23 protein-coding genes are annotated in these 21,738 nt (G+C 51.3%); 20 read left to right on the forward strand and 3 right to left on the reverse strand.

Features of this window, described 5'->3' with window-relative positions; genetic code table 11:
* Nucleotides 1-142 precede the first annotated feature (142 nt).
* Entirely contained in the window at nucleotides 143-1,123 is a 981-nt protein-coding gene (locus tag ADA01nite_RS07180) for a FecCD family ABC transporter permease (RefSeq protein WP_307724482.1), read from the forward strand.
* The gene (locus ADA01nite_RS07185) at nucleotides 1,120-2,160 is read left to right on the forward strand and encodes a FecCD family ABC transporter permease (RefSeq protein WP_146809263.1); all 1,041 of its coding nucleotides are present in this window, start codon (nucleotides 1,120-1,122) and stop codon (nucleotides 2,158-2,160) included. Before ADA01nite_RS07180 ends, ADA01nite_RS07185 begins: the two co-directional genes overlap by 4 nt.
* A gap of 142 nt (nucleotides 2,161-2,302) precedes the next feature.
* On the opposite strand, the gene ADA01nite_RS07190 is transcribed toward ADA01nite_RS07185, so the two are convergent.
* The 3 genes from ADA01nite_RS07190 to ADA01nite_RS07200 all read right to left on the reverse strand — a co-directional run bounded on the left by ADA01nite_RS07190 (nucleotide 2,303) and on the right by ADA01nite_RS07200 (nucleotide 4,371).
* Nucleotides 2,303-2,638: a L,D-transpeptidase gene (locus tag ADA01nite_RS07190; RefSeq protein ID WP_146809264.1), complete on the reverse strand. Its 336-nt coding sequence runs from the start codon at nucleotides 2,636-2,638 to the stop codon at nucleotides 2,303-2,305.
* A 121-nt stretch (nucleotides 2,639-2,759) separates the two neighbouring features.
* A complete protein-coding gene (locus ADA01nite_RS07195) occupies nucleotides 2,760-3,842 on the reverse strand; it encodes a DUF4179 domain-containing protein (RefSeq protein ID WP_146809265.1) in 1,083 nt (360 codons plus the stop codon).
* Nucleotides 3,835-4,371, reverse strand: coding sequence for a sigma-70 family RNA polymerase sigma factor (locus tag ADA01nite_RS07200; protein ID WP_246147258.1), 537 nt, complete (start codon nucleotides 4,369-4,371; stop codon nucleotides 3,835-3,837). The genes ADA01nite_RS07195 and ADA01nite_RS07200 overlap by 8 nt, the downstream gene beginning before the upstream one ends.
* Before the next feature lie 209 nt (nucleotides 4,372-4,580).
* On the opposite strand from ADA01nite_RS07200, the gene ADA01nite_RS07205 reads away from it, so the two are divergent.
* The 18 genes from ADA01nite_RS07205 to moaD all read left to right on the forward strand — a co-directional run bounded on the left by ADA01nite_RS07205 (nucleotide 4,581) and on the right by moaD (nucleotide 21,587).
* Nucleotides 4,581-5,162, forward strand: coding sequence for a hypothetical protein (locus tag ADA01nite_RS07205; protein WP_146809266.1), 582 nt, complete (start codon nucleotides 4,581-4,583; stop codon nucleotides 5,160-5,162).
* Between the two features lie 47 nt (nucleotides 5,163-5,209).
* On the forward strand, nucleotides 5,210-5,965 hold the full coding sequence (locus ADA01nite_RS07210; protein ID WP_146809267.1) for an SDR family NAD(P)-dependent oxidoreductase: 756 nt from the start codon (nucleotides 5,210-5,212) through the stop codon (nucleotides 5,963-5,965).
* Nucleotides 5,966-6,054: 89 nt separating this feature from the next.
* On the forward strand, nucleotides 6,055-7,914 hold the full coding sequence (locus tag ADA01nite_RS07215) for a sigma-54-dependent Fis family transcriptional regulator (protein ID WP_146809268.1): 1,860 nt from the start codon (nucleotides 6,055-6,057) through the stop codon (nucleotides 7,912-7,914).
* 270 nt (nucleotides 7,915-8,184) lie between these two features.
* Nucleotides 8,185-9,177, forward strand: a complete 993-nt coding sequence (locus tag ADA01nite_RS07220; RefSeq protein ID WP_146809269.1) for a thiamine pyrophosphate-dependent dehydrogenase E1 component subunit alpha — start codon at nucleotides 8,185-8,187, stop codon at nucleotides 9,175-9,177.
* Between the two features lie 30 nt (nucleotides 9,178-9,207).
* Nucleotides 9,208-10,242 (forward strand): alpha-ketoacid dehydrogenase subunit beta, encoded by a 1,035-nt coding sequence (locus tag ADA01nite_RS07225; protein WP_146809286.1) that lies wholly within the window; start codon nucleotides 9,208-9,210, stop codon nucleotides 10,240-10,242.
* A gap of 66 nt (nucleotides 10,243-10,308) precedes the next feature.
* On the forward strand, nucleotides 10,309-11,556 hold the full coding sequence (locus ADA01nite_RS07230) for a dihydrolipoamide acetyltransferase family protein (RefSeq protein WP_146809270.1): 1,248 nt from the start codon (nucleotides 10,309-10,311) through the stop codon (nucleotides 11,554-11,556).
* 11 nt (nucleotides 11,557-11,567) lie between these two features.
* Nucleotides 11,568-12,947 carry a dihydrolipoyl dehydrogenase gene (lpdA, locus tag ADA01nite_RS07235; protein ID WP_146809271.1) on the forward strand — a complete coding sequence of 460 codons (1,380 nt, stop codon included), beginning with the start codon at nucleotides 11,568-11,570 and terminating at the stop codon, nucleotides 12,945-12,947.
* Nucleotides 12,948-13,255: 308 nt separating this feature from the next.
* Nucleotides 13,256-14,113 (forward strand): tyrosine-type recombinase/integrase, encoded by an 858-nt coding sequence (locus ADA01nite_RS07240; RefSeq protein ID WP_146809272.1) that lies wholly within the window; start codon nucleotides 13,256-13,258, stop codon nucleotides 14,111-14,113.
* A 178-nt stretch (nucleotides 14,114-14,291) separates the two neighbouring features.
* Entirely contained in the window at nucleotides 14,292-15,350 is a 1,059-nt protein-coding gene (locus ADA01nite_RS07245; RefSeq protein WP_146809273.1) for a type III polyketide synthase, read from the forward strand.
* 7 nt (nucleotides 15,351-15,357) lie between these two features.
* Nucleotides 15,358-15,921, forward strand: coding sequence for an isoprenylcysteine carboxyl methyltransferase family protein (locus tag ADA01nite_RS07250; protein WP_146809274.1), 564 nt, complete (start codon nucleotides 15,358-15,360; stop codon nucleotides 15,919-15,921).
* A gap of 82 nt (nucleotides 15,922-16,003) precedes the next feature.
* Entirely contained in the window at nucleotides 16,004-17,215 is a 1,212-nt protein-coding gene (locus ADA01nite_RS07255; RefSeq protein ID WP_146809275.1) for an aminotransferase-like domain-containing protein, read from the forward strand.
* A gap of 277 nt (nucleotides 17,216-17,492) precedes the next feature.
* Complete coding sequence (locus ADA01nite_RS07260) at nucleotides 17,493-18,089, forward strand: TetR/AcrR family transcriptional regulator (protein WP_146809276.1); 597 nt, start codon at nucleotides 17,493-17,495, stop codon at nucleotides 18,087-18,089.
* A 21-nt stretch (nucleotides 18,090-18,110) separates the two neighbouring features.
* Nucleotides 18,111-18,431 (forward strand): quaternary ammonium compound efflux SMR transporter SugE, encoded by a 321-nt coding sequence (gene sugE, locus ADA01nite_RS07265; protein ID WP_146809277.1) that lies wholly within the window; start codon nucleotides 18,111-18,113, stop codon nucleotides 18,429-18,431.
* Nucleotides 18,432-18,525: 94 nt separating this feature from the next.
* Nucleotides 18,526-19,113: a molybdenum cofactor guanylyltransferase gene (gene mobA / locus ADA01nite_RS07270; protein WP_146809278.1), complete on the forward strand. Its 588-nt coding sequence runs from the start codon at nucleotides 18,526-18,528 to the stop codon at nucleotides 19,111-19,113.
* Entirely contained in the window at nucleotides 19,110-20,363 is a 1,254-nt protein-coding gene (locus tag ADA01nite_RS07275) for a molybdopterin molybdotransferase MoeA (RefSeq protein WP_146809279.1), read from the forward strand. Before mobA ends, ADA01nite_RS07275 begins: the two co-directional genes overlap by 4 nt.
* An 11-nt stretch (nucleotides 20,364-20,374) precedes the next feature.
* On the forward strand, nucleotides 20,375-20,884 hold the full coding sequence (gene mobB / locus ADA01nite_RS07280) for a molybdopterin-guanine dinucleotide biosynthesis protein B (RefSeq protein WP_146809280.1): 510 nt from the start codon (nucleotides 20,375-20,377) through the stop codon (nucleotides 20,882-20,884).
* Nucleotides 20,881-21,348: a molybdenum cofactor biosynthesis protein MoaE gene (locus ADA01nite_RS07285; RefSeq protein ID WP_146809281.1), complete on the forward strand. Its 468-nt coding sequence runs from the start codon at nucleotides 20,881-20,883 to the stop codon at nucleotides 21,346-21,348. Before mobB ends, ADA01nite_RS07285 begins: the two co-directional genes overlap by 4 nt.
* Complete coding sequence (gene moaD / locus ADA01nite_RS07290) at nucleotides 21,345-21,587, forward strand: molybdopterin converting factor subunit 1 (RefSeq protein WP_146809282.1); 243 nt, start codon at nucleotides 21,345-21,347, stop codon at nucleotides 21,585-21,587. The genes ADA01nite_RS07285 and moaD overlap by 4 nt, the downstream gene beginning before the upstream one ends.
* The last annotated feature ends 151 nt before the right edge of the window (nucleotides 21,588-21,738 follow it).

Here is a 21,738-nt window from a genome sequence, read left to right on the forward strand (position 1 = left end):
GCCTCCGGTGGGTTTATTCCACTTTTCGGCTCCGTTTCAATTAGCTATCAGCTATGCAGGCAATGGCCGAAATGAAATCTCAAAAAGGAGGAACCTTGTGAGTCCATTATTACGCCAAACACCTGTAAAAGCATGGGGCTTGGTGTTTGGTTTTTTTATCCTGGTCATTTGTTTTGGAGCAAGTATCGTCCTCGGGACAACAAAAATAAGTGTTATGACGGCTGTTGAGTCCTTTATCCATTATGATCTCTCCTCAAACGAACATGTGATCATCCAAACGACGCGGTTCCCTCGGGCCCTGTTCGCCGCGATGATCGGCGGTAATTTAGCCGTCGCCGGTGCACTCATGCAGGCGTTAACAAGAAATCCGTTAGCATCTCCAAGCATTTTTGGGATTAATGCGGGTGCCGTCTTTTTTGTCATCGTGGCTTTAACCTTCCTTCCGATCTCTTCCCTGGACCAGCTGGTATGGGTCGCGTTCCTGGGAGCAGGTTTTGCCGCATTTGCCGTCTACTTTCTCGGTTCATTGGGCAGGGACGGATTAACTCCGGTGAAAGTCGTGTTAGCTGGCTCCGCGATGACGGCGTTGTTTACCTCTTTTACGCAGGGCATGCTGGTTATCGATGAAGCGGGCTTGCAAAATGTGCTGTTTTGGTTGGCCGGGTCGATCGCTGGCAAATCCGCTGAGGAGTTATTGCCGCTCCTGCCCTATATGATCGTTGCCGGAATCACCGCGTTGGTACTTGCGCAGCCAGTCAACATCCTTGCTTCAGGAGAGGATGTTGCCAAAGGATTGGGGCAAAGAACCGCCCTTGTGAAACTGGCGGTCGCCGTTACCGTTATTTTACTTGCGGGCAGCTCTGTTGCGGTTGCCGGCTCCATTGGCTTCGTAGGACTCGTTATTCCGCATGTGGCCCGTTTTCTGGTTGGTATCGATTATCGCTGGGTCATTCCTTACAGCGCGGTACTCGGGGCTATCTTGCTGTTGCTGGCAGATATCGTTGCCCGCTATGTGGTGATGCCTGGCGAGCTGCCAATCGGGGTCATGACAGGTTTGATCGGCGGGCCATTTTTTATCTACATTGCTCGGAAGGGGCTTCGCTCGAAAGGGGTGTCATCATGAATCGGCTCATTATCATTCGCAGCAAAACGGGACTTTATTCTTTCCTGGTACAAAAGAGAACGGTCATTGTGCTCACAGTGCTTGTCATACTCACTTTCGCTTTGTTTCTGTTAAGTATCGCGCTGGGTAACAAGGGTATTTCACCTGTCGATGTATGGAAAACGCTCATTGGTCAGGGGACAGCAGCCAATTCGTTAGTGCTTGGAACGTTACGACTTCCCCGGATTATTGTCGCCGTCCTTGTTGGAGCGGCTCTGAGCGTTTCCGGGGCAATCCTGCAGGGGATCATCCGCAATCCGCTGGCTTCGCCGGACGTTATCGGGATCACCGGGGGAGCCGCATTAGCGGCAGTGACTTTTCTTACCTATTTTGCGGGGACGGTGAGTATCAAGTGGCTTCCGGTAGCAGCATTTTTAGGAGCCGGCTTGATTTCACTCGTGATCTATGTGCTGGCCTGGAATAAAGGGGTGTCTTCGACGAGGCTGGTGCTGATTGGGATTGGGATTTCTGCGACGGCAAGCTCTTTTACCATGCTGATGATTATCCTGAGTCCAATTAACGCAGCCAGCCAAGCCTATACCTGGTTAACGGGAAGCATATACGGTGCATCATGGGATAACGTGTATGCGTTACTGCCCTGGGTGATTGTTTTTATGCCAGTGGCACTCATTTATTCCAGAAACGTCAATGTTCAGGAGCTGGGAGATGACATGGCGAAGGGGCTGGGAGCTTCTGTTCAGCTTCATCGATTCATGTTGCTGTTCATCAGTGTGGCGTTGGCGGGTTCTGCCGTGGCAGTGGCTGGTGCGATTGGATTTATCGGCTTAATTGCGCCGCATATGGCCAGAAAACTTGTAGGTTCTTCATTTGATGCCTTATTTCCGGTCGCCGCTCTGATTGGCAGTATCATGCTAATGTCTGCCGATTTGGTTGCCAGAACGGTCTTTCTTCCACTTGATATTCCTGCGGGTGTTTTTACTGCAGGGATAGGTGCTCCTTTCTTTATTTACTTGTTATATAGAAATCGTAATAAATAGGCGACATTATTTTGAACAGGAAAGAAAAAGGCGTTCGCCTTTTTCCCCATTGAAATCATGGTCCTGTTCTCTTCTCTCTTTTCCTTCGTACCGCAAAAGTCAATTGCCCTTCCATCCATTTTCATGCCGTGGCTGCGGCTGATTATGGACGGATATAGACAGGCGTGCCGATGGGTACCCGGCGGGCCAGTTCGTTGACATCCCGGTTGTACATGCGGATACAGCCATGGGAGACATTTTTACCGATGGATGCGGGATTATTGGTGCCGTGGATACCGTAATGGGGCCGGGAAAGTCCAAGCCACATGGTGCCGAACGGTCCACCGGGATTGGGTGCTTTGTTGATGATGTAAAACGTGCCGACAGGCGTTTGTGTAAGCATTTTGCCGACCGCGATCGGATAGACTTTTACAAGCCGACTGTTTTGTCTGAGTGTCAGCGTATGACCGGATAAAGAGATATGGATGGAATATGCCAAGAAATCACCTCCTATACCAGAGTATGAAGAGAGGGGGCGAGGGGTTAGAAGGAATGGAAGGATGGAAAGAAAACGCCCTTTCCAGATAAGCTGGAAGGGCGGAGTGGTATGGTATTACTTACTACTTAAGCGGAACGATAAGCTCAAGCTCTTTGACGGGCACAGGGTTGGTCTGCGTCTGTTCCATCTTTCCGCTTTCTGGAATTGGACGAGCGGTGCGAACGCTGACGAACGTCTGAATCTGCAGGAATTTTGGTCGGGATAAAAGTGGTGCCGCAGTAATGACAGTGTTATGCACTTCTTTTCCTTCCTTCACCGTACCCTCGCTGCTGCCGCTCATCATTTGAATCGGGTTCCCCTTATCATCTTGTATTTCGTAGCTGTATTCCTGAATCGCATATCCCCTGGCCGCATTTTCCGGTGTCGGAAATTCGTGTGGTTTGACCAGTTGCAGAACAATCCGGGTTGAGCTAGGGGCCAGGGTGACTTCTTTGGCGGTTAGTTTGATATCCTTGTATGTGCGTGAGGCAGTCATTGTATACGTTTGGCTGCCATGCATTTTGGTGACGGGAAAGGAGAATTTCCATGATCCTTCGACCTGCCCGATTTTATGGACATCTAATGTTAATGTAAAGCGGTCCGGAAGTGGAGTCTCAGGGTGAATGTCCGTCACAAGAATTTCTGTTTGGTCATCGGCTACCTGACCACTTCCTCCGTTCGAAGAGAAGGCAATCTTTTTTCCGTCGACATATACGTCCATGTCAAGTGCACCCCAGTCGCTTTTCGAACGTGAGGAACGGAGAATATATCCGATGGACAGACGGCTTCCATCGTAGAATGCTTCCGATATGGTTAAAGAAAAACCTTTGTCCGTCGCCGTCTGGTCTGCCGTTACGGTTTGTCCCTGCCGTTTTACTTGTTGCAATCCCTGATCGCCGGCCTGCTCAAAGACCGATCCGATAAAAGGAATATGCTGCAGCACCTGGGCCACGGCGGGAGAAAGAAAGCCTGCGCCAAAGAAGAGAATAGCCGCCGTACCCACAGCAATTCCGGTATTGCGCAGCCATATCCGTTTCTTTCGCGGTTTGGCATCCGGCAGGAACGTAAGCGTTTGGTCAATGACGGAGCGTACGCTATCGGGCATATCGGTGTCCTGAGATAGCCATGTGCGAATCCATTCGTCCAGTTGCTTGTTCTCACTCATCGCTGTTGCCTCCTTGTTCGGGATATTGAAGCGCCTGGGCCAGCTTTTTGCGTGCCCGGCTCAGGCGGGATTTGACCGTTCCTTCGGGTAGTGCCAGCAATTTTCCCACTTCTTTCACTGACAAATTCTCGAAATAATAAAGAATCACAGGAAGACGGAGTTCGTCCTCAAGTGCATCCACGATTTCTTGTACTTCTATCGTTCGTTCCATCGCTTGCAGGGATGATTCATTTGCTGCGGTATGTATTGTTTCTGTAGGGATGAAGCGGCGCTTCTCTTGAAGAATCCGATAGCATTCATGAATAAGAATACGAATCAGCCATGTTTTGAAATACCTGGCTTCACGCAAGGAAACGATGCCTGTATATGCTTTTAGGATGGCTTCCTGGATGGCATCCGCACATGCGTCATCTGCTTTTACGATGGAACGGGCAATGCGGTAAAGCGAGACCTCGTTCTGTTTAATTAGACGACTGAAAGCCTCTTTGTCTCCTTTTTGCGCCCGCATCACCTCTTGCTTCTCATGCAATCTGCTCTCCTCCTCTGTATGCTCTATTTATTAGACAGCCGGGAGGTCGTTTCGGTTCAGTAGATAATAAAAAAAGCTTCTTTGCATTTTTGGGCAGAAAAGCTTTTTGCGTGTTTTGGGAGGTAGAGGCTATAATGAAAGGAGTGCCTGCTTTCTTCTTAATTCCGTATTTTCTGTTTCATCGATAAAGCAAAGGCCGGGGGAGTGAAATGGAAAGTTTGATAGCGATTCTTTTACTTGCACCGCTGTTGTTTGTGCCGTTGCTGCCGATGTTTTTACGGTATGTGCAGGGAACACATGCAGGAGATGAGGCATGGAAACTCGCTTTATTTTTGTTCCTGGGGAGCGCCTTTTTCTTTATCATGATTGATTTATTTACCGTACCTCTCCATGTTACTTCCGGAAACGGAAACCTGGCGCTGCTTGTCATGGCTCCTGCGGTAGTAGGCATCGTTCTCTTTGCAACGATGGTGGGGATTTTTGTGTCCAGGCTGCTCCGAAGACAGGGGAAAGCGCTAATTCGTGGCTTTCTGCTTGGTGACGTCCTCCTGCTGGGCTTGATGATTATAGGCGAAGTGTGGTTTGTAAGAGATTCACTTGCACAATTTGATGGGGAAGCGGGCATTCTTGCTGCCCATTTATTCCGCTTCGGAATGCTGAACCAGTACACCAATACGTTATATTTTAATATGTTTACATTTTTGATTCCCATCCTAATCGCCGCACTGATAGGCGGAGTAAGTGCGATGGAAGAAGCTGGAGACACGAAGAGGGTGGAGAAAATGCTATAAATTGTTCCGCGAAACGCACCCATGAGAATAGAAAAGGAGAAGATAGAATGATCTCATTTGATTTTACGGACAAAATTGTTGTCGTAACCGGAGCAGGGCAGGGAATCGGTGAAGGAGTCGCCCGCGCATACGCGGACCACGGCGCCAAAGTTGTACTGGCCGATCGGAACGAGAATGAAGGCAGGCGGGTGGAAGCGTCGATTCACGAAGCGGGAGGCGAGGCGCGGTTCGTGTTGACCGACGTAAGTCAGCCGGAACAGATTGAAGCGCTGATAAAACAGGTTGAGGCCTGGTATGGCCGATTGGATATTATGATTAATAACGCGGGGGTTTCGCGCTTTATGTCCCCATATGAGATAACGGTTGAAGAATGGGACGAAATCATTAACATTAATTTGCGCGGCGTATTCTTAGGGGCACGCGAAGCCGCGAAAGTCATGCGCAAGAACGGCGGAGGATCTATCGTCAACATCGCATCAACGCGCGCATTCATGTCCGAGCCGGATTCGGAAGCGTATGCGGCATCCAAGGGAGGCATCTTTGCATTAACGCATGCGCTGGCGCTTTCATTTGCCGAGGACCATATTCAGGTGAATGCCATCAGTCCGGGCTGGATTGAGGCGCATGATTACGAAGGACTGCGTGATATCGATCATAAGCAGCATCCATCCAAGCGGGTCGGCAAGCCGGAAGACATTGCACGCGCCTGCTTGTATTTAACGAGTGTGGATAACGAATTCATTAACGGCGAGAACCTTATCATCGATGGCGGTATGACCCGGAAAATGATGTATGAAAGCTAGAAAGAGATACTTTTGTTCGGTTGAATAAAACAGAAATTTCAGATAACATAAGAATGGAAATGATTATGCGCAAAGGATGGTGCTGTGAGTTGATAACGGAAATGGTATCGCAGCGTCAGTGGGAAAGGTTTGTGCAGGAAGGTGTGCTGGACGAATCACGCCTGCACGCCCGTATTTCGGAGTCATGGGCACTGTGTCAGCGGGCCGGCGTAAATCCATATCTGGAGAAAGCGCCGCACGTGCTCGAACCGGATGAGTTAACGGAACGCAGACGGGACAATCTTAATCTGCTGGATATTGCCTTGCCTTACGTGAAGAAATTATATGCATCCATCCGCGGCTCGGGTTCATTGGTGCTGCTCGTCGACCCCGACGGATATGTATTGGCGCTATACGGGGACGGGGACATTCGGCAGTTTGCGCAAACCATCAACTTTGTCGAAGGTGTAAAATGGACGGAAGAAGAAGTAGGGACCAATGCGATCGGTACCGCCCTCCGTACCGGGGAAGCCATCGCGCTTACGGGAGCCGAGCATTTTTCAATTGTATCACACAGCTGGACATGCTCGGCAGCTCCGATCCGTGGCGAGCAGGGTAAAATACTCGGCGTACTTGATATTTCCGGACCTGCACAGACGGCTCATCCTCATACGCTCGGTGCCGTCGTTTCCTGCGCCTATGTAATTGAACAGGAATGGAAAATGCAAGCACAGCAGGATCGGCTGGAGCTTTTACAGTTGGCCTGCGGCTCGCTTTCTTCTCCCGCTCCGCTATTGATTTGCGACCGGAACGACCGTGTCATTGCGGCAAGCGCGGCCGTCCGAGAGCGGGATGTTTTCTGTACGGGAAAAAGTGCCGCCGCCGTATTGAATGAGAACGGATACAACGAGCGCGCGCGCACGCCGCTTTATTCCGCATCTGGTAACCGTTTGCTTGGCAGTTGCCTGGTGCTAGCGGAGCAGACGGCTTCTTCCGCCGTTTCATTTGCATCTTCGTCGGCATTTTGTTTTAACGGGGTTACCGGAAAAAGTAAGCGTTTTCAAAAACTGCTGACGGAAACGAGACGGGCGGCGGAAACGGATGCTACGGTACACATCCAGGGGGAAAGCGGGACAGGAAAGGAATTGATTGCTCGTGCGCTTCATGAAAACAGTTCGCGGCGGGACGGACCGTTTATAGCGGTGAACTGTGGCGCTATTGCACCTGATCTGCTCGAAAGCGAACTGTTCGGGTATGCGGACGGGGCTTTTACCGGCGCGCGGCGGAATGGCCGCAAAGGCAGGCTGGAGCAGGCCAACGGCGGGACGCTTTTTCTGGACGAAATCGGAGAAATTCCTCCGGCCATGCAGGTGGCGCTTCTGCGTGCGCTGCAGGAGAGGGAAATTACACCGGTTGGTGCGGACAGATCGGTGCCGCTCGATATTCGGATTGTGACGGCCACGCACCGCAATTTGCAGCAAATGGTCCGGGACGGGAAATTTCGTGAAGATTTGTTTTATCGGTTGTATGTCGTTCCGCTACACGTACCGCCGCTTAGGGAACGCCGCGAAGACATTCCCGATCTTATCCGCCATTTCTGCCGTGAATCCGGTTGGTGTGCTGTATTTCCGAAGGACATTATGGAACGGCTTACGATGTATCGGTGGCCCGGAAATATTCGGGAGCTATTCAATGTGCTGGAGCGGATGCGAATTGCGGCAGGAGGAGGAGTTCCGAGCATGGAGGATTTTATGCTTCCGGAAGAGACGGAAATCGATGTTCCACAGGATTCAGCAACAGAATCAGCAGGAGTGAAAATACCGACCGGTCTAACTTATCGGGAAGAGCTTGAGCGTCGGGAGATTATGCAGGCGCTGCGCAAGACAGGAGGGAACGTACGGCTGGCGGCACGGCTGATGGATATTCCCCGCAGCACTTTATACCGAAAAGTGAAAAAATTCAATTTGTAAATGGGAGCGGGAGACCGTTCCCTTTTTGTTTCATGAATGCTTGAGACGGCTGTAATTCCCCTGTGGACAAATTGAGACAAAATGAGACAATCTAAGACCGTTTCTCATTTTATCCCGGTTTGTACTTGTAAAGAAACACAAAAGCCTTGATTTGTAAGCGTTATCAAGTTGGCATGCTATTTGCACATAAATAAGGCAAACAGATTGTTCATCTGCTTTAGGTGTGGCTTCTTTGTTTCTTATCCATTTTGATAGAAGGAGGCGCTTTGTATGAGTATGGCACAGACACAAAACCAGGAACTGTCGAAAGAGCAGGCGCAGTGGATGTATCAAAAAGTGATGGAAATTCGCAAGTTTGAAGATCGGGTGCATGGTTTGTTCGGAGAAGGGAAGCTTCCCGGGTTTGTTCACCTGTACGCCGGGGAGGAAGCGGTAGCGGTCGGCGTATGCGCACACCTCGACGACAATGACAGCATCACCAGCACGCACCGCGGTCACGGGCATTGCATTGCCAAAGGCTGTGACCTGGACGGCATGATGGCCGAATTGTACGGCAAAGCGACAGGCCTTTGCAAAGGCAAGGGCGGCTCTATGCACATTGCCGATGTCAGCAAAGGCATGCTTGGCGCCAACGGCATTGTCGGCGGCGGCTTCCCGCTGGCCTGCGGCTCGGCCCTGACGGCGAAAATTAAGCAAACCGGCGCGGTGACCGTCTGCTTTTTCGGTGACGGAGCTAACAATGAAGGCACATTCCATGAAGGCATCAATCTTGCTTCTATTTGGAAGCTGCCGGTTGTATTCGTCGCCGAGAACAACGGCTATGCCGAAGCGACGCCGTTTCACTATGCGTCCAGCTGCACCAATATTGCCGATCGGGCGGCGGCATATAATATTCCAAGCGTCGTTGTTGATGGCAAAGATACGATGGCGGTGTACCGTGCCGCCAAAGAAGCGGTGGAACGGGCGCGCCGCGGAGAAGGCCCTACACTTATCGAATGCAAAACCTACCGTAATTACGGTCACTTCGAAGGAGACGCGCAAACATACAAAGTTGAAGAAGAGCGGCGCGGGCACTTGAACGAGCAGGATGCGATCGGACTGTTCAGAAATTACCTTCTCAAGCAAAATCTCATGTCTGAAGCGGAGATGGATGAGATTGATACGCAGGTAGACGAAGCGGTGGAACGGGCGGTCGCCTTCGCCGAGCAGAGTCCGTATCCTGGCGAAGACGATTTGTATACCGATGTGTACGTATCCTATTAATCTACCAAATCGAAAACGGAGGTGCTCGTGATGACAAGAGAAATTACTTTTGCGGAAGCGGTACGGGAAGCGATGCAGACAGCGATGCGGGAAAATCCTGACGTGATCTTAATGGGAGAAGACGTGGCCGGCGGTGCGGATGTGGAACACTTGCTGGAGGACGAAGCCTGGGGGGGCGTGATGGGTGTCACGAAAGGTCTGGTTCAAGAGTTTGGCCGCATGCGGGTACTAGATACGCCGATTAGCGAAGCAGCATACATCGGAGCTGCAGTGACGGCTGCGGCGACGGGACTACGTCCGATTGCAGAGCTAATGTTCAATGATTTTATTGGCTGCTGCCTCGACCAGGTAATGAATCAGGGCGCCAAGCTGCGCTATATGTTTGGAGGGAAAGCGCAGGTTCCGGTGACGATTCGCACGATGCACGGGGCTGGATATCGGGCGGCGGCACAGCATTCGCAGAGTCTGTATGGAATGTTTACTCATATTCCGGGCATTAAGGTTGTTGTGCCATCCACGCCGTATGATGCAAAAGGGCTGCTGCTAGCGTCAATCGAAGACAACGACCCGGTCATTTTCTTCGAAGATAAAACGCTCTATAACATGAAAGGCGAAGTGCCGGATGCAAAATACATCGTCCCGCTTGGCAAGGCCGACATCAAACGGGAAGGAGCGGACATTACGATCGTAGCCATCGGTAAGCAGGTACACACCGCACTGGAGGCGGCAGAGCAGCTGGCCGTGCGAGGAATCGAAGCCGAGGTTGTCGACCCGCGCAGCCTTTCACCGCTGGATGAAGATACGATTCTCGGTTCGGTAGCAAAGACCAACCGCCTTATCATCATCGATGAAGCGAATCCGCGCTGCAGTGCCGCTACAGACATCTCGGCGCTTGTAGCGGATAAAGGATTCGACTCGCTGGATGCGCCGATTAAGCTGATTACCGGACCGCATACGCCGGTGCCGTTCTCACCGGTGCTTGAAGATATTTATCTGCCAAATGCGCAGAAGGTTATCAAGGCAGTCTCCGAGTTGATTGGCGACGAATCGATTCTGGCTGTATAAGCAAATAAGGACGGATAACAGGAAGGCAGGATGCCCTGCCTTCCGATCTCAAGGGAGGGTGAGACATTGGCGGTAAATGTAATCATGCCGAAGCTGGGCATGGGAATGAAAGAAGGTACGGTCGTTGAATGGAAAAAGGCAGAGGGCGATGAGGTAGCTAAGGGAGATGTCGTTGTCGTTATCAGTTCGGAAAAGATTGAGATGGAAGTAGAAGCATCCGGGGACGGGGTACTGCTTGATATTGTCGTCGAAGCCGGAGAAGTGGTACCGATTGGCACTGTACTTGGCCATATCGGCCAACCTGGAGAGAAGATTGAGAGAAGGGAAGCGGTAAAGTCCTTCACTACCGAAGTAAGTCAGCCTAAATCGAAACCGGATAGTGGCCAAATCAGCGCTTTCGCATCCAGAAAAAGCGGCGTGAAAATTTCGCCCGTTGCGCGCAAAATGGCGGAAGCCGCCGGATTGAATATCGAGAATCTTAACGGAACGGGGCCAGGCGGTCGTATTACAAAAGAAGATGTAGAGCAGGCAATCGAACAGCAAAAAAAAGCCGAAGCGGCAGCCGCACGGCAGGTCGTCTTGCTGGATGCGCGTCGTGAGAACACATCTCCTAAAGAAGAGACGAAAACAGCACCTGTGATCGGTATGCGCAAAGTCATCGCGCAGCGTATGCATGAAAGCTTGCGGGACAGCGCGCAGTTGACAATGACGACACGGGCGGACGTCACGGATTTATTGACGCTCAAAAAGCAGGCCGCTCTTGAGGTGGAGAGTCGGCCGAAAGTGGAAGATAAGTTGACGGTGACCGATTTTATTGCCCGGGCAGTAGTGCTCGCGCTTGTGAAACATCCTCGTATGAACAGTGCGTACACAGAAAGCGGAATTGAGACATACGCTCATGTCCATCTTGGCATTGCGGTTGCACTGGAAAACGGGCTGGTCGTTCCGGTGATTCGCTATGCAGAACAGATGTCGGTGCTGGAGTTGTCCCGTGCAATTCGCACATTGAGCCGGCGGGCCAGAGAGAATCAGCTTAGTTCGGAAGAGATGGCAGGATCAACCTTTACGCTTACCAATCTTGGCTCTTACAGCATCGAGACGTTTACCCCTATCTTGAATCCGCCGGAAGCAGGGATTCTCGGTATTGGTGCGGCCCATGATATGCCCGTATACATCGATGATCTGTTGCATCGGCGCAGTCTGCTCCCGCTTAGCCTGACGTTTGATCATCGTGTCTTGGACGGAGCACCCGCAGCTGCATTTCTTGAAACGGTTAAAGATTATCTTGAACATCCGTACAGGATGCTATTGTAAGGGGGAGACAAGTGGATACGATTGCGATTATCGGCGGCGGTCCGGCGGGGTATGTCGCAGCCATAACGGCGGCCCGTCAGGACAAACACGTCGTGCTTATCGAAGAAGCGGAACTTGGCGGCACGTGCTTAAACGAAGGCTGTATGCCAACCAAGTCGCTGCTTGAGAGCGCCGAGATATATGGAAATGTAAAGCGTGCGAAACGCTTCGGCATCTCCTTGCCGGAAGAGGAAGTGCGGATCGACTGGAGGCGCGTACAGCAGTACAAAGACAACACGGTCAAAAAACTTGTCCTCGGCGTACGGCATTTAATGAAAAAGAATAGAATTGAGGTCATCCGGGGAACGGCGTCGTTCGTAAACGATCATTTGCTTCAAGTCGAAACGAAGGAAGGCACACAAGAGATTGCGGCAAATCGCTATATTATTGCTGCAGGCTCGGAGCCGATTGCGCTGCCGTTCGCCCCGTTTGACGGGGAATGGATTCTGCACAGCAAGCATGCCATCGCTCTGTCTAAGCTACCGGAATCGCTCGTCATTGTTGGCGGAGGTGTCATCGGCTGCGAGTTTGCCAGCATTTATAGTCGAATGGGCTGCGAGGTCACGGTGATAGAGATGGGAGATCACATTCTACCGGAGGAAGACGCCGATATCGCTGAAACGCTTCAGGCACAGCTGAAAAAAGACGGAGTAACCGTCTATGCGTCCGCACGGCTGGAAGAGTTGGATAAAGCGAACCGATTGGCTGTAATCCGGCAGGGAGAGGTGAGGATCGAGAAGCAGGCTGACTGCGTACTGGTGGCTATTGGTCGCAAGCCCCGTACGGAACAGCTTGGACTTGATCGCGCCGGTATCATGTATACGGAACACGGCATTGAAGTAGATGAAGAGATGCGGACGAACATACCTCATATTTACGCATGTGGCGATATCGTAGGAGGTGTTCAACTGGCCCATCTTGCCTTTCATGAAGGGGAGATCGCCGCACTGAACGCCTGTGGAATGTCGCGTCAGGTCAACCACCGAACCATTCCGCGCTGCATCTATACATGGCCGGAAGTTGCCGGTGTCGGATTGACCGAACGGCAAGCGCGGGCCAAGTACGGCGATGTTCGTATTGGCGAGTTTTCCTTCCATGCCAATGGTAAAGCGCTCATTCTTCAAGAACAAACCGGAAAAGTGAAAGTCATTACGGAGCCGTCATTCCAGGAGATTCTCGGTATCTCGATCGTAGGACCGCGCGCAACGGAGCTGATTGGCCAGGGAACGCTTATCATGTATACGGAAATGACGGTGGATACGATGGGAGACTTCTTAGCCGCGCACCCGACGCTTGCGGAAGCCATTCAGGAAGCGGTGCGTGCCGCCACAGGGGCGGCCGTACATATCTAAAATGAAAGAGCCGGAAGGGCATGTTTCCTTCCGGCTCTTTTGGGTATTTTCTTCGGTTTTATTGGTAATCCGGCATGAGGTTGCGGACCAGATAAGGCTCAATCGTCTCGGAGACGGTAAACACTGTATGCGCCAAATCATTTCAAAAACCGCTTTACATGTCTTGAGATAATAGGATTATTTTGTCTAAATATATAGAATATTTGATGAAATTAAGGGGATATGTCGATAGGAAAAAGTTGAGAATGAGTAAAACTTCAAGTAAAATAAAGGTATTAAAATACTACGTATAAAAAACGGAGGAACCAATGATTTTCCGTTTCGGATACCATAATGAATACGAAAAATATTTAATGGAACAAATGCGGGCCGACCTCACTATTCATTCTTATATGATGGAGATGACTATTTTTTTTGCCTGGCTCGGGCGGGTACATCCGCATATGGAGCTGCATGATATCGGCTACTCCACCGTGACCCAGTTTATCGAGGAAGAGCTGAAGGCGGGGCGGCAGGTATCAACGGTCAACAAGAAAATCTCCGCGCTCAAGTCCTATTTTCACTTTCTATGGTTGAAGGGCGTCATCGGCCTTGACCCGTGCGCCAAATTGAAGCGACGTCCGGATGTGAAGGAGGAGCAGGCATTTTCTTTATCAGATGATGAAATAGACTTCTTGTTTCACACAATTGGACAGGATGCAGCCGCAAAAAATAACGAAAAAGTATATGCGCGCAACATGGCGCTTGTCACCCTGTTTCTCTGGGGAGGACTGCGCATTCAAGAGGCTTCCAACTTATTATGGAGCGAAATCGTCTGGCAGGGGGACTCTGCCATTGTTGGCATCTCGCTTGGCAATATACGGCGGATCGTGCTCAACGAGCGCGAAGCGCGCTATTTACGCACACATAAAGGGCTTTCGGAGGATGCAACGTTCGTATTTACGTCGCGGCAGGGTGAGCGGATGAGCCCGAGGAGCATGCAGTTTATTTTAAATACATTGGGTAAGAAAGCAGGTTTGCACATTCATGCACAGAAGCTGCGTAATACGTTCGTGGTCCATAAGCTGATTCAGGGATACAGCCGGGATGAAGTGGCGGACATGCTGGGGATCGACCAGCTGATTCTGCCGGAGCATGTCATGGAAGAGATAGCGGCACAGCGATAATATGGAGAATGTACACATAAAAAAGGCGCTTATCCAAGCGCCTTTTTTGGTGCGGATTGCAGAATCGTTTCTCATTTTCCTTCCGTTTTTCTTTAAAGTGTTATGGGTATAAATAAGAAATGTATGATCTTTTTCTATTTTGTTCCAAATTACATGCTGTATAAAGGAGCGATGCGATTTGCCCCATATCACTGCAGTAGGAACCGCCGTACCTCCTCACATTTTGCGGCAGGATGAGATTCGCGACTTTGTGCGCCGCCTGTTCGCCGATTCGTTCCGCGATATCGACCGCCTCCTCCCCATTTTTCATAACGGTCAGGTTAAAACCCGTCATTTCTGCGTACCGTTGGAATGGTTCGGTCAATCACATACATTCGCCGAGAAGAATGCGTTGTTTCAGGAATGGGCGGTCCGGCTTGGCGTAGAAGCCGCAAAAGATTGCCTTAATCGCGCCGGCAAAAGCGTGAGCGATATTGACCACCTCTTTTTTGTTTCGACTACAGGAATTGCCACGCCAAGCATTGATTCCCGCATCATTAATGAATTGAAGATGGGGGTGTACACAAAGCGAACGCCGATTTGGGGGTTAGGGTGCGCGGGTGGAGCGGCCGGGCTTTCCCGTGCCATAGATTACGTCACCGCATATCCGGATGAATGTGTGCTTTTGATTGCGGTGGAATGCTGTGGACTGACGTTTCAGCGTGAAGATAAGTCCAAGAGCAATCTGGTTGCGACTTCCCTGTTCGCCGACGGTGCGGCAGCGGTGCTGGTGGAAGGGGAGGCCTGTGTCAGGGCTTCAGAGAAGAAAATCCAGGTCGTTGACACGATGAGTACACTCTGGCCGGACACCCGGGACGTAATGGGCTGGGACATCAACGAGCACGGTCTTAAAGTTATTTTCTCGCGCGACATTCCTGCGATTGTATGCCAGCTTCTCAAGCCCGGCTTAATGGAATTTCTGGAGCGGCACGGTCTGACCGGACGTGATATCCGGCATTTTATCGCGCATCCGGGCGGCAGGAAAGTCATTGAGGCTTACGCCGAAGTGGTAGGGGTCGAGCTCGCTTATTTTTTCCATGCGCTGGATGTTTTACATCGGTTTGGTAATATGTCGTCGGTTACTGTGCTGTTCGTGCTTCAAGCGTTCCTTGAGCAAGGAATCGCGCCGGGGGAGTATGGCATTGTAACCGCACTGGGGCCGGGCTTTAGCTCTGAGATGCTATTGGTGAAAGGATGAGGGATGAATGCCTGTATTTTATCTCGTTTTTCTGTTGATTATCTCCCAGCGTTTGCTGGAGTTGAGAGTCGCCAAGCGAAACCGGGAGTGGATGGAGAGCCGGGGTGGCGTGGAGATCGGAGCCGATCATTATCCGTTGATGGTTCTTCTCCATACCGTTTTTTTTGTAAGCTTATGGGCGGAAGCCGCACTGCGCGGCTATCCGCTGTCGAATCGGTGGCCGCTCATTGTTTTTGTCCTTATCACCGTACAGATCATCCGTTATTGGGCCATTATCTCGCTCGGCCCTTACTGGAATACCCGCATTATATTCGTGCCGGGGGGAGAGGTGGTCAAGCAGGGACCATACCGTTTCCTGCGGCATCCGAATTACACGGTCGTCATTTTAGAAATCGCTTTGATTCCGCTTTTGTTTCAAGCGTATGTAACGTGCATTTTATTTAGCCTATCGAACGCACTGATGCTGCGCCACCGCATTCGCATCGAAGAAACGGGACTTGCACAACACACGGATTATGCCGACACGATGGGCAGCCGCTTCCGGTTTATTCCGAAATCTCCTGAAAAATAAGCAAAAGTCTTGCCAATCTCGCATAAAAGGTTTAATGTATTTTTAATATTTAAAAAAGCAAATTAATCGAGGTGGCTGGACAATGAAGTACGCTTTTGCACAAAGAACCCGGAATTTTGAATCTTCAGCGGTGCGAGACATTCTCAAAGTGATTAGCCAGGGGAATATTATCTCGTTCGCCGGCGGACTTCCTGACGACGACTTGTTTCCTCTCGCCGCGGTAGAGGAAGCGTACAAGCGGGTATTCGAAGGCGGGAAACATACGATGCAGTATGGCTTAACGGAAGGATTCACTCCGCTGCGTGAAGCGATTGCAGACCGGATGGCCGTGCGCAAGCAGATCCGCATGGATGCGCAGAATATTTTGCTGACGACCGGTTCTCAGCAGGCGATCGACCTGTTTGCCCGCGTTATGCTAAATCCGGGCGATATTGTTCTTACAGAGAATCCTACATACCTGGCGGCACTGCAGGTATTCCAATCATACGAAGCGAAGGTAGTTGCAGTCGATTCCGATGCATCGGGTATGCTGCCGGAAGATCTGGAAGAAAAGATGAAGACCTACGCACCGAAATTTGTCTACGTCGTGCCGACGTTCTCAAATCCGCGCGGCAATGTATGGTCGCTCGAGCGGCGGGAGCACTTGCTGCGGCTTGCGAAGAAATATAATGTCATCATTTTTGAAGATGATCCGTACGGTGAAATCCTGTTCGATGAGGCATCCGGCTATACGCCGATCGCAGCGCTTGATAATGGGGAAACCGTGCTGTACACCAGTACGTTCTCAAAGACGGTGGTACCTGCGCTTCGCACCGGCTGGGTTATGGGACCGTATCAAATTATCCGTATGATGGCACAGGCCAAGCAGGCCGCCGACCTTCACTCCAGCTCTATTGACCAGCAGGCGCTGTACTGTTTGCTGCGCGATTTTGACCTGGATGCGCACATTGCCGGCCTGCGCAGTGTATATAAAGAGAGAATGCATGTTATGCTCGGTCAATTGCAGCGTCTCAACCTGCCAGGCCTTAGCTACGTGATTCCGCAGGGCGGCATGTTCTTCTGGTTGGAACTGCATGAGAGCATCAACACGAAAGATTTGCTTCCGAAGGCGATTGAGAAAGGCGTAGCCTATGTGCCGGGGGCTCCATTCTACGTATCGAATCCAAAGCACAATACATTCCGCCTGAACTACACGCACTCTGTACCGGAGAAAATCGAGTATGGCATGAGCCAACTGGTAAGTGTACTGGAAGAAGCGTACACGACGATTTCAATAGACAAAGCAATGGTATAGCCTGGGTGGAAGTGAGAAAAAGCATACGGGTGAAAAGAAGAAGAGAGTGAGATTGCTTTCTTCTGTTTTGGCTCAAAATCAGAAAATGTAGATGGCTGTTTGTACATGATTTTCACAGAAAACCACCATGGTGTCTCAGCCGACTCTTTCGTTTGAAGAAGGGGTCGGTTTTTTCATGGGCTTCAAAAATTCGCCCGGGCATTCTGGTTTCGTTGCTTTTTATCCAGAAATACGCTATACTTCCCCTAACTAACGATAGGTAGGGAGGAAGTCCATTATGACGGCGGACAAAATCAAAGCGGCGGCGCTGCCTTTGTTTGCACGAGGCGGGTACGAAGGCACGTCACTCTCTGATATCGCACGGGAAGTCGGGATTAAGAAACCGTCGATTTATGCGCATTTCAAGAGCAAGGAAGACCTTTTTCTTGCTGTATTTGCAGACGTGATGTGGGATCAAATCCGGCACAGCGAACGGCTGGCCCGGGAAATCAAAGACTATCCAGTCGAGAAGAAGCTGTTTGCCATCCTGAAAGACAGCTGTGCATACTACCTGCAGGATGAAGAGAGAACGGCATTCTTCAAGCGAACGATGCTGTTTCCGCCCGATTTTCTGGAGGAGAAGCTGCGGGAGAAGTTTCTCGCTTCCGAGGAAGCGCAATCCGCGATTCTGCGTGAGATTTTTGCTGAAGGAATGAAGCAGGGCATCATCCGGCAGGAAGAGATGGATCATCTGCTTGCCTCGTATTATTGCTTGATGGACGGCCTGTTTGTCCAGGCATTTTATTACGGGCGGAAGAACTTCGCTGCAAGGCTTGAAAGCGTATGGAAGACATTCTGGCTGGGCGTTACGGTCCAGTCGAAAGATAAAAAGTAAAGGGGAGGCAACAAGAACGACATGGCTTGGGTATTTTTATTTCTTGCCGGTTTATTTGAAGTGGTGTGGGCGATTTCATTGAAATATACACAGGGGTTTACCCGGTTGTATCCGACGATCATTACCGTGGCCGGAATGGCGATTAGCTTTTATCTCCTGTCCGTGGCACTGCGCACGCTGCCGATCGGCACGGCATACGCAGTCTGGACGGGGATTGGCGCGCTGGGTACGGTGATTGTGGGCATGCTGTTTCTAGGAGAGTCGCGCGACGTGATGCGCATCGTTTTTTTATTGTTGCTCGTAACAGGCATTGTCGGTCTAAAAGTAACGGCGAGCCACTAAACAAGCTGTTTCTTATGTGCGGCTGCGGTAGGTTTGTTGGCGGAAATACGGTACAATAAAGGATGAAACCATTGGTAGAAAAGGAGCGCGTTGGATGGAAGGGGTTATTCTTGCCGGCGGGCAAAGCTCGCGGATGGGCACGCCGAAAGAGCTGCTCACGATTGAAGGAAGGCCGCTCATTGAACGGACATGGCGCCTGCTTGACCGGGTAACGGAGCGCTGCATCATCTTGTCCAACCATCCGGAGCGGCTCGATATGATACCGGATAAGGTACCCATCTATCCTGATGACATCCCGGGACAGGGACCACTTGGCGGCATCGCCACTGCCATGCGCGTCGCAGGGGCGGATGTGCTGATAGTAGTAGCATGCGATATGCCCGCGCTGACGGAAGAGGTTCTTATCCGGCTGTGTAGCCACGCTCCTATGCTTGAGACAGAGTACGATATTATTTATCCGGTGTGGAGAGGACGAGCGCATCCGCTATGTGCTTTGTACCACCGCCGCCTATCCCGGATGGCCGCGGCGCTGCTTTCGGACGGCCGCAGGCGAATGTTCAATTTAATCGACGGTGCACGGGCGAAGGCATGGGATGCGACACCATACTTTGCACCGGATCCTTTTTGCAATATGAACACGATACAAGAATATGAACGATTTCAAAAAGGAGAGAGACTATGAGATTTCATCGCGATCCGATTTCCGTGGCGGAAGCCCAGCGGCGTATTCTTGCGTTCGCCGGAAAAAATAAAGTTGAACATGTACCGTTGACCGAGAGTGAGGGACGTAGGCTGGCCGAGCCGATTCGTGCCACGAATGACGTGCCTCATTTTCCGAAGTCGCCGTATGACGGTTTTGCAGTGCGTGCGGAAGATACGGCCGGTGCATCGCTTGAGAAACCGGTAGAGTTAGAAGTTGTCGGTGCGATTGCCTGCGGTGATGCACCGGATTTTACAGTCGGCAAAGGACAGGCGGCCCGCATTATGACCGGGGCCGCCATTCCCGAAGGTGCGGACTGTGTCATCATGTTCGAGATGACGACAGAGAATGAAGCGCGGGTTGAGAAAGTGGTTGGCGTGAAAAAAGAGATGAAGGCAGGAGAAAATGTCATTGAGGTGGGAGAAGAAAAGAAATCAGGCGACCTGCTGGTGGAAGCAGGCAAGCGGATTGGTCCCGGTGAGATGGCTATTCTCGCTACATTCGGCTATGCGGAGGTACCGGTATACCAGTTGCCGAGAATCGGAATTTTGGCGACCGGATCGGAATTGCTCATGCCGGAAGAGCCGCTGCGCTACGGCAAAATCCGCAACAGCAACAGCTATATGACCGCAAGCCAGGTGCGCCAGGCGGGTGGCATCCCCGTACTATACGGCAACCTGCAGGATGACCCGGACGAAGCAGTGGAGCGGGTGCTTACCATTCTTGAGGAAACGGATATGCTGATTACCTCGGGCGGCGTATCGGTAGGCGATTTCGACATTATGGTCGAAGTGTTCAAGCGGCTTGATGTAGATTTGCTGTTCAATAAAATCGCGATGCGGCCCGGCAGTGTTACTTCGGCCGCCCGCTACAACGATGCCTTTATTTTCGGCCTTTCCGGCAACCCGGGCGCCTGCTTTGTCGGTTTTGAACTGTTCGTCCGTCCGCTGCTGCAGGCGATGCAGGGAAAACCGGAAACGGGGCTCAAAGAGATGGAAGCAGTGCTTGGCGTCGATATGAAAAAGCCGTCTTCGTTCCCCCGCTACGTGCGCAGCTCCTGGAAGATCGAAGACGGAAAAGCAGTCGTCTATCCGGTGGGACAGGACAAATCGGGGGTCGTTACCAACATTACGGACGCTAACTGCCTGATGTGCATTCCGCCGGGCGGAAGCGGTGTTGCCAAGGGCGACACGGTGACCGTTCTTATGCTTCCTTACAATGTCGGAGAATAGAAGGGGACACTATGGCACTGGAAAAACACTCCCCGCCCGTGCTGCAGGTTGTCGGCTATTCCAACAGTGGAAAGACTACGCTGGTGACCAAACTGCTCGCCTATTTGACGGCACAGGGCTTGCGAATCGGAACCATTAAACACGATGCGCACGATTTTGATATCGATAAGCCGGGGAAGGACACATGGAAGCACCGCGAAGCGGGTGCTTCCATCGTCTCGATTACGTCGGCACAGAAAACGGCCGTGATTATTCAGGAGCACCGTTCGATTGAAGAACTGCTCCCTTTGTACCGGGAGATGGACATGGTGCTGATCGAAGGATACAAATTCGCAGACTATCCAAAAGTGGTTGTTTTGCGTCATCCTGAGCACCTGGAATTGCTGACAGACGTAACGTCGGTACTGGCGGTTGCAAGCTGGGAGAGGTTTGCGGATATAGTATACCCGCAATATGACGTGAACGATATCGAAAGCATTGCCGGCGTGATGCTGGCGTATGTTAAAGGAGAGACACGATGAAACTGTTTGAAATTGTCGAACAAGCCATATCTGTCGAACAGGTTATGAACAAGATCATCCATCCGAACTGCGGCGCAGTGAATCTGTTCGTCGGAACCGTGCGGGAGTTAACAAAAGGCAAGCGGACCATGTATCTGGAATATGCCGCTTATAAAGAAATGGCGGAAGGCCAACTGGCGCGCATCGGCCAAGAGATTCAGGAGAAGTGTCCGGATGCACGCGTTGCCATTACACACCGCATCGGCCGGCTCGATATCAGCGACATTGCGGTCGTCATTGCGGTAGCCACGCCGCACCGTGCCGATTCATATGAGTATTCGCGCTATGCGATTGAGCGGATTAAAGAGATTGTGCCAATCTGGAAGAAAGAGCACTGGGAAGACGGCGAAGCGTGGATTGGCGATCAGAAGGAAACGACAGCCTATCCGACCGGAAAGCCGGAGTTTGGAGGGGATGAGACATGATTACAGTGAAGTTGTTTGCGGCAATGGCGGAAGAAGCAGGCGAAGATACCCTGACATTATCGTGGAACGAAGGAATGTCGACAGAAGATGTGAAGCGATGGCTTGGCGAGCGGTATCCGGCGCTTGTGCCGCGTATACCGGCGGCCATGGTTGCTGTTAATCAGGAGTTCGCGGCTGGATCGGCAGCATTAAAAGATGGAGACGAAGTAGCGTTTATTCCTCCGGTTAGTGGAGGTTGAGTAAAGTACACAATGTGGAAGCCCGGATTCGTATCATGCGAATCCCGGGCTTTCTGTATAGCATACAGAGATATACGAAGAAAACCACCATGGCGTCTCAGCCGAAACCCCGATATGAAAATCGTGGGAAGAGCGGCTGACTTTTGTGGTA

The organism is Aneurinibacillus danicus (assembly GCF_007991215.1).
GTDB classification, from domain to species: Bacteria; Bacillota; Bacilli; order Aneurinibacillales; family Aneurinibacillaceae; genus Aneurinibacillus; species Aneurinibacillus danicus.

Bases quoted from the DNA above. Each gene is read 5' to 3' on its own strand.
- ADA01nite_RS07275 (WP_146809279.1), top strand. From the start codon at position 19,110: ATGAGATTTCATCGCGATCCGATTTCCGTGGCGGAAGCCCAGCGGCGT.
- ADA01nite_RS07185 (WP_146809263.1), top strand. From the start codon at position 1,120: ATGAATCGGCTCATTATCATTCGCAGCAAAACGGGACTTTATTCTTTC.
- ADA01nite_RS07260 (WP_146809276.1), top strand. From the start codon at position 17,493: ATGACGGCGGACAAAATCAAAGCGGCGGCGCTGCCTTTGTTTGCACGA.
- moaD (WP_146809282.1), top strand. From the start codon at position 21,345: ATGATTACAGTGAAGTTGTTTGCGGCAATGGCGGAAGAAGCAGGCGAA.
- ADA01nite_RS07255 (WP_146809275.1), top strand. From the start codon at position 16,004: ATGAAGTACGCTTTTGCACAAAGAACCCGGAATTTTGAATCTTCAGCG.
- ADA01nite_RS07205 (WP_146809266.1), top strand. From the start codon at position 4,581: ATGGAAAGTTTGATAGCGATTCTTTTACTTGCACCGCTGTTGTTTGTG.
- ADA01nite_RS07285 (WP_146809281.1), top strand. From the start codon at position 20,881: ATGAAACTGTTTGAAATTGTCGAACAAGCCATATCTGTCGAACAGGTT.
- sugE (WP_146809277.1), top strand. From the start codon at position 18,111: ATGGCTTGGGTATTTTTATTTCTTGCCGGTTTATTTGAAGTGGTGTGG.
- ADA01nite_RS07220 (WP_146809269.1), top strand. From the start codon at position 8,185: ATGAGTATGGCACAGACACAAAACCAGGAACTGTCGAAAGAGCAGGCG.
- ADA01nite_RS07195 (WP_146809265.1), bottom strand. From the start codon at position 3,842: ATGAGTGAGAACAAGCAACTGGACGAATGGATTCGCACATGGCTATCT.
- mobB (WP_146809280.1), top strand. From the start codon at position 20,375: ATGGCACTGGAAAAACACTCCCCGCCCGTGCTGCAGGTTGTCGGCTAT.
- ADA01nite_RS07240 (WP_146809272.1), top strand. From the start codon at position 13,256: ATGATTTTCCGTTTCGGATACCATAATGAATACGAAAAATATTTAATG.
- ADA01nite_RS07210 (WP_146809267.1), top strand. From the start codon at position 5,210: ATGATCTCATTTGATTTTACGGACAAAATTGTTGTCGTAACCGGAGCA.
- ADA01nite_RS07250 (WP_146809274.1), top strand. From the start codon at position 15,358: ATGCCTGTATTTTATCTCGTTTTTCTGTTGATTATCTCCCAGCGTTTG.
- mobA (WP_146809278.1), top strand. From the start codon at position 18,526: ATGGAAGGGGTTATTCTTGCCGGCGGGCAAAGCTCGCGGATGGGCACG.
- ADA01nite_RS07225 (WP_146809286.1), top strand. From the start codon at position 9,208: ATGACAAGAGAAATTACTTTTGCGGAAGCGGTACGGGAAGCGATGCAG.